A 10746-nucleotide genomic window follows, 5' to 3' on the forward strand; every position below is an offset into this window, starting at 1 on the left:
GAATTTGGTAAATAATGATTATCTAATTAGGAGGAATATATAAAATGGAAGTTAAAATGCAAACAGTAGAAACTAACACAGTTGAATTAGAGGTAAGAGTAGAAGCTAAAAAATTCGAGGACGCTTTACAAAAAGCATTCAGAAAAAATGCAAAGAGCTTTAACATACCAGGATTTAGAAAAGGAAAAGTTACATTAAATATGGTTAAAAAATTCTACGGAGTAGAAGTATTATATAATGATGCAATAGATTTTTGTGTAAATGAAAGTTACGGTGCTGCTATAGATGAGCAAAATGTTAATCCAGTAGATTTCCCAGCTATCGAAGTTGTAGAAGTTGCAGAAGGTAAAGATTTAGTTTATAAAGCTAAAGTAACAGTTATGCCAGAAGTTAAATTAGGAGATTATAAAGCTATAGAAGTTGCTGCTCCTAAAAAAGAAGATATCGAGAGTATTGTTGCAAAAGAATTAGAAAGTTTACAACAAAAAAATGCTAGAGTTGAAGAAAAAATAGAAGGAACAATAGTTAAAGGTGATGTAGCTGTTATAGATTTCAAAGGATTTATAGGAGAAGAAGTTTTTGAAGGTGGAGAAGGTAAAGATTATCCATTAGAAATTGGTTCAGGAAGTTTCATAGGAGATTTCGAAGATCAATTAGTTGGATTAGCTAAAGGTGAGAGCAAAGATGTAGTAGTTACTTTCCCAGTTGAGTATGGTAAAGAAGAGTTAAATGGAAAAGAAGCTAAATTTGAAGTAATAATAAACAAAGTTGAAACTAAAGAAGTTCCAGCAATTGATGATGAGTTTGCAGGAGAAGTATCAGAATTTGAAACAGTTGCTGAATTAAAAGCTGATTTAACAAAAAAAGCTGAAGAAATGAATACTGCTAGAATAGATGCTGAAATTAAAGAAGCAGTTATAAACAAAGTTGTAGATAATGCTACTATTGAAATACCAGCAGTTATGATAGATAAAGAAACTGATCAAATGATTCAAAATCTTGAGCAAAGATTATCACAACAAGGATTAAATCTTGTTCAATACTATGAGTTAACAGGAAGCAACGAAGATAAAATGAGAGAATACATGAAAGAAAACGCTGAAAGAAAAGTTAAAACTGATTTAGTATTAACACAAATCACAACAACTGAGAAAATAGAAGTAACAGTTGAAGAATTAAAAGAAAAAGCTTTAGAAGTTGCTAAAATGTATACAGCTGAAGCTGATAAGATAGCTGATATGTTAATGACTACACAAAAAGCTGCATTAGAAGCTGATGTGCTTAGAGTTAAAACAGTTGAATTATTAGTTAAAGAAGCTAAAATAGCTTAATAATAAAACTTAATAAGAATAAATAATTGCCAGAAATTAATTTCTGGCAATTATTTTAAAATTTTAATTAACAAAACCTCAAAAATTTTATATAATTAAATTATAAAATGTATGATATTACTAGGAAACTGGCAATATTATAGATAAGGCGTAAAAAGTTTTAGTAAATAGTTAGGAGGGAATTTTATGAGTTTAGTTCCAATGGTTGTAGAACAAACAAGTAGAGGAGAAAGAAGTTACGATATTTTTTCAAGACTACTAAAAGATAGAATTATTATGTTAAGTGGAGAGGTTAATGATGTAACAGCAAATCTTGTTGTTTCACAATTACTATTCCTTGAAAGTGAAGACCCAGATAAAGATATATATCTTTACATAAATTCACCTGGTGGTTCAATAACTGCTGGTATGGCAATTTATGATACAATGCAATATATCAAATGTGATGTTTCAACAATATGTATTGGTATGGCAGCATCAATGGGCTCATTCCTTTTATCTTCAGGACAAAAAGGAAAAAGATTCTCATTACCAAATAGTGAGATAATGATACATCAGCCACTTGGAGGATTCCAAGGTCAGGCAACTGATATTGATATTCATGCAAGAAGAATATTAAAAATAAAGGACAGTTTAAATAAAATTTTAAGTGAAAATACTGGTAAACCTTTAGAGCAGATAAAAAATGATGTTGAAAGAGATTACTTCATGGATGCTCAAGAAGCAGCAGACTATGGATTGGTGGATCAGGTTATAACAAGAAGTCAAGTGGCTAAGTAATAATCTGCTAAACGATAGGGGTGTATAGATATGGCAAAATATGATGATAAGAAACAATTAAAGTGTTCTTTCTGCGGTAAAAATCAAGAGCAGGTTAAGAGACTTATAGCAGGACCAGGAGCTTATATTTGTGATGAATGTATTGAACTGTGTTCAGAAATAATAGAAGATGAATTTGAGGGTAAAGTAGAAGTTGATAATAAAGACTTACCAAAGCCAGCAGATATAAAAAGTCATTTAGATGAATATGTAGTTGGTCAAAATACTGCTAAGAAAGCTCTTGCAGTTGCAGTTTATAACCATTACAAAAGAATTAATGCAAATGTAGGTTCAAATGATGTTGAATTACAAAAAAGTAATATTCTTCTTTTAGGACCAACAGGTTCAGGAAAAACATTATTAGCACAAACTTTAGCTAAGTTTTTAAATGTACCATTTGCAATAGCTGATGCTACAACACTTACAGAAGCAGGATATGTTGGTGAAGATGTTGAAAATATTCTTCTTAAATTAATTCAAAATGCAGACTATGATGTTGAAAAAGCACAAAGAGGTATTATTTATATAGATGAGATTGATAAGGTTGCAAGAAAATCTGAAAATCCATCTATAACAAGAGATGTTTCAGGAGAAGGAGTTCAACAAGCATTATTAAAAATACTTGAAGGAACAGTTGCTTCAGTACCACCTCAAGGTGGAAGAAAACATCCTCATCAAGAGTTAATACAACTTGATACATCAAATATATTATTTATATGTGGTGGAGCATTTGATGGAATAGACAAAGCAATAGAAAAAAGAACTAGAAAAAGTTCAATGGGATTTGGAGCACAAATACAGTCAAAGGATGAGAAGGATATTGGTAAATTACTTAAAAACTTAATGCCTAGTGATTTATTAAAATTTGGTCTTATTCCAGAGTTTGTAGGAAGATTACCTATAATTGTTACATTAGAAGCACTTGATAATAAAGCTTTAGTTAGTATTTTAGAAGAGCCTAAAAATGCATTAGTTAAGCAATATAAAAAATTATTTGAAATTGATAATGTATCTTTAGAGTTTACAAGTGAAGCTTTAAAAGCTGTTGCAGAAGAAGCTATAAAGAGAAATACGGGAGCAAGAGGATTAAGAGCTATTATTGAAGACGTAATGACTGATGTAATGTTTGATATTCCATCTAGAACTGATATTGTTAAAGTTAAAATAACTGAAGAAACAATAAAAGAGAAAAAAGCACCTGAATTAGAAATTTTACCAGAAGGTGAAACTAGACCAGTTTTAAATATAGAGACTAAGAGTAAAAATACAATAGAAACTGCTTAGTTCAAAAGAGCTTAGAATTCTTTCTAAGCTCTTTATTTGTTTATTTAAATATAAAAGTTGAAAAAAAATTATATTCTGTGTATACTTTTTAGATATTAGAAAATAAAATAAGTTGGAGGGAATAGATTATGAAAGAGGGCGTAAAAAGACTACCTCTTATACCATTAAGAGGCATGAGTGTCTTTCCTAGTATGATAACTTACTTTGATGTTGGTAGAAAAAAATCAGCAAGAGCTGTAGAAGAAGCTATGAATGCTACTTGTGAAATATTTTTAGTCCCACAAAAAAGTGATGAAACAGAGGATCCAAATATAGATGATATTATAAAAATAGGTACTATTTGTGAAATAAAACAAGTAGTAAATCTTCCTGATGGGACAAAAAGAGTTTTAGTTGAAGGCCTTAATAGAGCAAGTATAATATCTATTGAGAACGAAGAAGAGTTGCTTTTTGGTGTTGTTGAGAAGGTTGAAGAAGATAATGTAAGTGATATTGAATTAGAAGCATTAATAAGAACTTTAAAAGAAGAATTTGTTCTATTTTTAAATCTTACAGGAGCACCTGTAAAAGAGCTGATTTCAAGTTTAGATGAAATTGAAAAAGCTAGTAAGGTAGTTGATATAATATCTTCTTACATAATTTTAGAAGAAAAAGATAAAAAAGAAATATTAGCATTATTATCAGTTAAAGAAAGAATTGAAAAAATGTTAGTTCATATTAAAGGTGAAAAAGAGATAATTTCACTTGAAAAAAAAATAAAAGCTAAAGTTACTAAAAAAGCTGATAAGGCTCAAAAAGAATATTATCTAAGAGAACAATTAAAAGCTATTCAAGAAGAACTTGGTGAGGGTGAAGAAGATAAAAAAGCAATCTTAGAATATGAGAAAAAAATTGCAAATAAAAAATTACCATCAGAAGTTAGTACAAAGGCAAATTATGAATTAGCAAGATTAAAAAGCAATATTAGTAGCGGACAGGAAAGTGGTGTTATAAGAACATATTTGGACAATTTACTTGATATTCCATGGGGAAAAAGTAAAAAAGAAATTATTGATATAAAGAAAGCTAAAGAAATTTTAAATGAAGATCATTATGGTCTTGTAGATGTAAAAGAGAGAATATTAGATTATTTAGCAGTTAAAAAGGTGAGCAAATCACTTAGAAGTCCGGTCATTTGTTTAGTTGGGCCACCAGGGGTTGGAAAAACATCAATAGCATCAAGTATAGCCAAATCATTGAATAGAGATTTTGTAAGAGTATCACTTGGTGGAATAAAAGATGAATCAGAAATTAGAGGGCATAGAAAAACATATGTTGGAGCAATGCCTGGTAGAATAATTGAATCAATAAAAAAATCAGGAAGTATGAATCCAGTATTTTTATTAGACGAAATAGATAAAATGTCAGCTGAGTATAAAGGTGATCCATATGCAGCTATGTTAGAGGTTTTAGATACTAATCAAAATAGTCAGTTTAGAGATCATTACTTAGAGCTAGATGCAGATTTAAGCAAGGTAACATTTGTTGCAACTGCAAATACTCTAGATACAATTCCAAGACCACTTCTTGATAGGATGGAAATAATAGATGTTTCGGGTTATACTTATGAAGAAAAGTTTAATATAGCTAAAAAATATTTAGTTCCAAAAGTTTTAAAAGAACATGGTGTTGATAGTAGTATTATTAAAATATCAGATTCAGTGGTGAAAGAAATAGTAAACTATTATACTAGGGAATCGGGTGTTAGAGAGCTAGATAGGGTACTAGCTAAGCTTGTCAGAAAAGCAATGAGAGCATTAGTTGAAGCTAATAAAAAATCTTTGAGCATAAGTGTTAATATGATAGAAAAATATTTAGGTAGTAGATTATACTCATATGATATTGTTTCTGATAGTAAAGTTGGAGTTGTTATGGGACTTGCATGGACTGCATATGGTGGTGATACATTACCAGTGGAAGTGAACGTAATGGATGGTACAGGAAAGCTTGAACTTACAGGAAAGCTTGGTGATGTAATGAAAGAGTCAGCAAAAGCATCATATAGCTTAGTAAGAAGTAATTGTGAAAAATTTGGAATTGAGAATAAAGATTTTTATAAAAATAAAGATATACATATTCATGTTCCAGAGGGTGCAGTTCCAAAAGATGGTCCATCAGCAGGTGTAACAATGACTACAGCACTAGTTTCAGCATTATCTAATAAACCTGTAAAAGGTGACGTAGCTATGACTGGAGAGATAACTTTAACAGGAAGAGTGTTACCAATAGGTGGATTAAAAGAAAAATGTTTAGCAGCGAATAGAATAGGGATAAAAACTATAATTATTCCAAATGCTAATAAAAAAGATTTAAAAGATATACCCAAAAATATAAAATCAAAATTAAATATAATAATAGCAAAAGAAATAGAGGATGTACTTAAAAGTGCATTAGTAGTAGGAGAGTAAATATGAAAATTAATACATCAGAATTTGTCACTTCAGCAGTGAAGAAGCATCAATATCCAGAAACAGGTCTTTTAGAAGTTGCATTTGTTGGTAGATCAAATGTTGGGAAATCATCAATAATAAATGCACTTACAAATAGAAGAGGACTTGCTAAGGTCAGTCAAACACCAGGAAAAACTAAACTTATAAACTTCTTTATATTAAATGATGAATTTTATTTAGTTGACTTACCAGGATACGGATATGCTAAGGTATCTAAAACTGAAAAAGAAAGTTGGGGTCAAACAATAGAAAATTATTTAGTAGAGAGAGAGCCATTAAAGAGAGTTATTCTTTTAGTAGATTGTAGACGTAAGCCTAATGAGGATGATATCCTTATGTATAATTGGATTAAACATTATGGTTATGATTGTAAAGTTGTATCAACAAAGAGAGATAAAATATCTAATAATGATGCACCAAAAGCAGAAAAGCTAATAAGAGAAACTTTAGGTATGCCTAAAGACGAAGAGTTATTATTCTTCTCAGCTCTTAATAAAAAAGGAAAAGAAGAAATAATAGATAAAATATTTAGTGATATAGAAGAAATTTAATATTAAAAAAGAACGAAAAAAATTTTTCGTTCTTTTTTTTATTTTTAGTGTCAAAAATAAGGAAAGGGAATAGTATATACTATAAAACAAAACAAAATAAAACAAAATACGAGGAGGATAAACTCATGGAATTAAATGAAATTCTTAACGGAGTAAATAACGAAGGAAATTGTGGTTGTAACTTGCCAAGAAATTGTGGATGTAACAACGGGTGTAACAATGGATGCAATAACAGATGCAACAATGGATGTAACAATGGCGGAATAGACAGTATACTATTATTATTATTATTAGGTGGCGGAAACTGTGGTGGAAATATTTTAGGCGGTGGAAACTGTTGTCATAGTAAATCATCTAAAAAACATCACTGTGGATGTGGTAATGGGAACAACAACTTAACATCACTAATATTTTTATTATATTTATGTAATGGAAACAATAACAACAATAGAGGTTTCTGTTAGTAATTACTAAAAAAGAATATACCCAGTAGTAATAGAAAAGTGCTAGACTACTAATTTAATCTTATTACTTTTTTATGATAAAAAAGTAAAGATGGAGGGCTTAAAGCCCTCCAAAAAAATAAACTAATACATAAGGGGTGGAAGCTTGTATGTCAAAAAAGAAGCATAGAGATAAAAAAAACAATGAGAATAATGGTGGGTTTGGAATCAATCCTCAGATAATGGAAATGTTAAAAGGTAGTAATATAGATATGAATAAAATATCTTCTATAATGGGAGCTATGAATCAGGATGGCTTTGATATTAATAGTTTAGCAGGAGTACTTCAAAATAATAGTGGATTAAATATGCCTAATTCAAATAATTCGCAAATGGATTTTGGAAATATAAAATCTATGCTAAATAATATGGATATAAATAATAATAGTGTTTTAGGGAATAACAACAATTTTAATAATAACCCTAATAATGGTAATTTTAACAATAATTATGGAACAGATGAAAATATAGAAATGTTACTTATCATAAAAAGTGTTGTTAATCCTAAAAAAGCAAGATTTTTAGAACGAGTTATAGAAATGTACAAAAATGGTGAAATAGAATATTAAAATTATATAAGCATCCATCTTAAGGTCACTTTAATTAGTGATCTTTTTTACTTTAAGATTATTAATTAAAAATTTATTATCTATTTTTCCAAGAGAAACATTAAGTTCTAAAAGTGAAATTTCTCTAGATTCAATTGAATCAGCTTTAATACGTATTTTCCAATTTAAATTAGTTATAGAGCCATCTAAATTCCAAGCAGTATCAAGAAAAAAACAATCAAGCAATGAAAAATTATATTCGGATTTATCTAGTGAATCTAATTCATTATATGTACTTTGGGGCGTATTTTCAAAAAAAATATTACCAATAGGTGTATCTGTTGCTATATAAGTAATTAAATTATTAATAGTAGAGATTCCAGGGATTTCAATATCATCATAAGATATATTTTTAGGTGTTGAATTTAATAGCATATGTTTTTGTAATGTTTCATCTATATTATCTAGGTCAAATGAAATATATTTAGGTGATTTTGTATTTTTAGAATCTAATATACCTAAAGAATTATTGGTTGAACAGAATATATCTTTAAATTCATTATCAGAAAATGTATATATATGTTGAATAGGACTTCCCTCATCAAAAGACTGTATAAATATTTCTGGTAAGTTATCTCTTGAAATATCATTAATGTTAAGTTGTAGTGGTGCGAATTCATAGTAATTTCCAAGTGTATTCAAAGGTTGTTTTTCATTTAAAAAGAAAGTTTTATTATTAATACTTATTTCAATATAATATTTATTATCTTTTGCAGTAATATAAATAAGGTCCTTAGAGTTATCGCCATTTAAGTCATATTTTACAGTTTTAGAAGTTGTAGGCAATGCCATAGTTGGAACTATTGACGGGCCAAAAAATTTACTTTTATAAAATAATATTAATACACCTATTATAAAAAAAGTATATGAAAATATTTTTAAATATTTTTTAAAGTTCATAATAATTCACCTCAGTTTAAGTATATGTAATATAAACTTAAACATTCATAAATTATTATGTAAATAAAAAAGCCATATAGAAATTTAATCTATATGGCTTGCCTATAATTATTCATTGCTTTCATGTGTGCATTTATCACATATTCCATAAAAGAATAATTTGCGATTTAATATTTTAAAGTTAGATAATTTCTCAGCTTCTCTATCTAAAGCATTTAGATCAATTCCATGGAAATCTTCAACTTTTGAACAGTTTATACATTGTACATGTGCATGGTCTGATAAGTTAGAGTCATATCTAAAGTTACCTTCACCAACATTAAATTCATTTATTAAATCTACTTCTACTAAAGTTTTTAATGCTTTATAGACAGTAGCTAGGCTCATAGTTGGGTAGTTTTCTTGTAATGCTTTATAGATAACCTCCGCAGATGGATGATCACAAGTACTTTGTAGATACTTATAAACAGCGATTCTTTGTGGTGTTAATTTTAGTTTTTTTTCTCTGAATATTTTTGTTATATTCTCCATTTTAAACATCCTCTCACATTTTATTAATATTTCTCTTATCTTAATTCTATAATAGAAGATAATCTATGTCAATTAGTATTTATTAAAAAATAATAATTATTATTTTTTAAATAGTATGAAAATTTGATATATTCTATAAAAAGGAATGTATTAAGGAGTATATCATAAAAAAGTATATTAATTACTAACAAATATTTAATAAATTAAAAATGTATATTATTTGAAATAAAGGAAGAAATATGGTATAATAAGGTAAGAGATAAAATATTTAATTTACTAAACTTTAAGGGGGTGAAATTACAAAGTTCAAAATGAATTTTGTAAGCAATTATGTCTAAGTATAAAGTAGGAGATGAACTTTTTATAATTAATGATCCAATAAAAGAAGAGCAAAGGTTAAAAGCAATGAGTAAATTAACAATAGAAGAAGACTATGCAACATTAAGTTGGGGAGTAAAAGTAATAAAGATAGAATATGATAAACCAAATGTTACATTAACGTATAAGAATGCAAAGGGCGAAACTCATAAAGTTTTTGCTATTTGTACAGATATAGAAAATTTTGATACTGAAAAAGTTTTAGAAAAAGCTTTGTTAAAGGCATTTCAAAATGAATTAATAGAACTAACAGTATTAAAGAATTCAAGATAAAGCTGAGTTATAACTCAGTTTTTTTCATATAGGGGGAAGGATGGATAGTTATATAGCAAGACAGCCTATTTTTAACAAGAATAGAGAGATAGTAGCATATGAGTTGTTATTTAGGAAGGATCAAGAAAACTTTTTTAAAAAAGATACAGTTAATTATACAGAAAAACTATTATCAAATATTGAAAAAGCTGGGATTGATAATGTATTAGAAAGTAAAATTGGTTTTATTAATTTTAGTGAGGATAATATATTAGAGAATTTAGCAGGGTCTATTAATAAAAGTAAGTTTATAATAGAAATTTTAGAGGATGTTGAATTTAATGAAGATGTTATTAGAAATTGTAAAGAACTAAAAAAGCAAGGATACATAATAGCGATTGATGATTTAGTTGTTGGAAAAGATATATCTAAGGTAATAAAATATATAGATATAATTAAAGTAGATTTTATTTTAAATAATAAACATGAAAGAATTGAAATTTTTGAAAAATATAAATCATTAGAAAAAATTCTTTTAGCAGAAAAAATAGAAACACTAAATGATTATATAGAAGCTGTAGAACGAGGATATGATTTATTTCAAGGTTTTTATTTTAGTAAGCCAAGTTTAATAAAAAAAATATGATATAAAAATGAATATTTTATAATTTTAAAATATGAAGTTAAAATTTTAGCAATAATTCTAATTTGTGGATTATTGCTAAAACTTTAATTACTGTAAAGTTATTTAATTAATTATCAACTTTATTTTGGTAATATAGAGATAAAATGTAAAATTTTCAAGAAAAAACTTCCTAAAAGTTATTTTTTGAAATATACTGTAAATATATACATTAAGAGGTTTGGGGGAGAGAGTTTATGGAGAGGTGTCCTTTTTGGTCAAGCAATAATAAATTAGAAACATGCGATAAAGAATGCCCAATGTCTAAGTCAGAAGAAGGTTGTATATTTCAATTATTTTATTTAGATAGTTTAATATCAGATGAAAAAGAAGATTAAATATAAGAACTAGTTTAAACTAGTTCTTTCAGATTGTAGACAAAAGGTACATTTCTAAAATATAGAAATGTACCTTTTTC

General features: G+C 27.6%; 12 protein-coding genes. 10 read left to right on the plus strand and 2 right to left on the minus strand.

Features of this window, described 5'->3' with window-relative positions; all coding sequences use genetic code 11:
* Positions 1 to 44 precede the first annotated feature (44 nt).
* From tig to Q0V24_RS04275, 7 genes are all read left to right on the plus strand, one after another.
* Entirely contained in the window at positions 45 to 1331 is a 1287-nt protein-coding gene (tig, locus tag Q0V24_RS04245) for a trigger factor (RefSeq protein WP_297518890.1), read from the plus strand.
* Positions 1332 to 1517: 186 nt separating this feature from the next.
* Positions 1518 to 2111, plus strand: coding sequence for an ATP-dependent Clp endopeptidase proteolytic subunit ClpP (gene clpP, locus Q0V24_RS04250; protein ID WP_297518892.1), 594 nt, complete (start codon positions 1518 to 1520; stop codon positions 2109 to 2111).
* Between the two features lie 30 nt (positions 2112 to 2141).
* Complete coding sequence (clpX, locus tag Q0V24_RS04255) at positions 2142 to 3434, plus strand: ATP-dependent Clp protease ATP-binding subunit ClpX (protein WP_297518894.1); 1293 nt, start codon at positions 2142 to 2144, stop codon at positions 3432 to 3434.
* A 128-nt stretch (positions 3435 to 3562) separates the two neighbouring features.
* Positions 3563 to 5881: an endopeptidase La gene (gene lon, locus Q0V24_RS04260; RefSeq protein ID WP_297518896.1), complete on the plus strand. Its 2319-nt coding sequence runs from the start codon at positions 3563 to 3565 to the stop codon at positions 5879 to 5881.
* Between the two features lie 2 nt (positions 5882 to 5883).
* Positions 5884 to 6474 (plus strand): ribosome biogenesis GTP-binding protein YihA/YsxC, encoded by a 591-nt coding sequence (yihA, locus tag Q0V24_RS04265; RefSeq protein WP_297518898.1) that lies wholly within the window; start codon positions 5884 to 5886, stop codon positions 6472 to 6474.
* A gap of 125 nt (positions 6475 to 6599) precedes the next feature.
* A complete protein-coding gene (locus tag Q0V24_RS04270) occupies positions 6600 to 6938 on the plus strand; it encodes a hypothetical protein (protein ID WP_297518900.1) in 339 nt (112 codons plus the stop codon).
* A gap of 149 nt (positions 6939 to 7087) precedes the next feature.
* Positions 7088 to 7546 (plus strand): hypothetical protein, encoded by a 459-nt coding sequence (locus Q0V24_RS04275; protein WP_297518902.1) that lies wholly within the window; start codon positions 7088 to 7090, stop codon positions 7544 to 7546.
* A gap of 30 nt (positions 7547 to 7576) precedes the next feature.
* Here the strand turns inward: Q0V24_RS04275 and Q0V24_RS04280 are convergent, their stop codons facing one another.
* Both Q0V24_RS04280 and Q0V24_RS04285 read right to left on the minus strand, forming a co-directional pair.
* Positions 7577 to 8485, minus strand: a complete 909-nt coding sequence (locus Q0V24_RS04280) for a hypothetical protein (protein WP_297518904.1) — start codon at positions 8483 to 8485, stop codon at positions 7577 to 7579.
* 108 nt (positions 8486 to 8593) lie between these two features.
* Entirely contained in the window at positions 8594 to 9016 is a 423-nt protein-coding gene (locus tag Q0V24_RS04285; RefSeq protein WP_297518905.1) for a Fur family transcriptional regulator, read from the minus strand.
* Positions 9017 to 9346: 330 nt separating this feature from the next.
* On the opposite strand from Q0V24_RS04285, the gene Q0V24_RS04290 reads away from it, so the two are divergent.
* From Q0V24_RS04290 to Q0V24_RS04300, 3 genes are all read left to right on the plus strand, one after another.
* Positions 9347 to 9667 (plus strand): hypothetical protein, encoded by a 321-nt coding sequence (locus tag Q0V24_RS04290; RefSeq protein WP_297518907.1) that lies wholly within the window; start codon positions 9347 to 9349, stop codon positions 9665 to 9667.
* Between the two features lie 40 nt (positions 9668 to 9707).
* Positions 9708 to 10292 carry an EAL domain-containing protein gene (locus Q0V24_RS04295; protein ID WP_297518909.1) on the plus strand — a complete coding sequence of 195 codons (585 nt, stop codon included), beginning with the start codon at positions 9708 to 9710 and terminating at the stop codon, positions 10290 to 10292.
* A gap of 233 nt (positions 10293 to 10525) precedes the next feature.
* On the plus strand, positions 10526 to 10666 hold the full coding sequence (locus tag Q0V24_RS04300) for a hypothetical protein (protein WP_297518911.1): 141 nt from the start codon (positions 10526 to 10528) through the stop codon (positions 10664 to 10666).
* Positions 10667 to 10746 lie beyond the last annotated feature (80 nt).

Origin of the sequence: uncultured Clostridium sp., from assembly GCF_947039605.1 — a bacterium.
Classification (GTDB): Bacteria; Bacillota; Clostridia; order Clostridiales; family Clostridiaceae; genus Sarcina.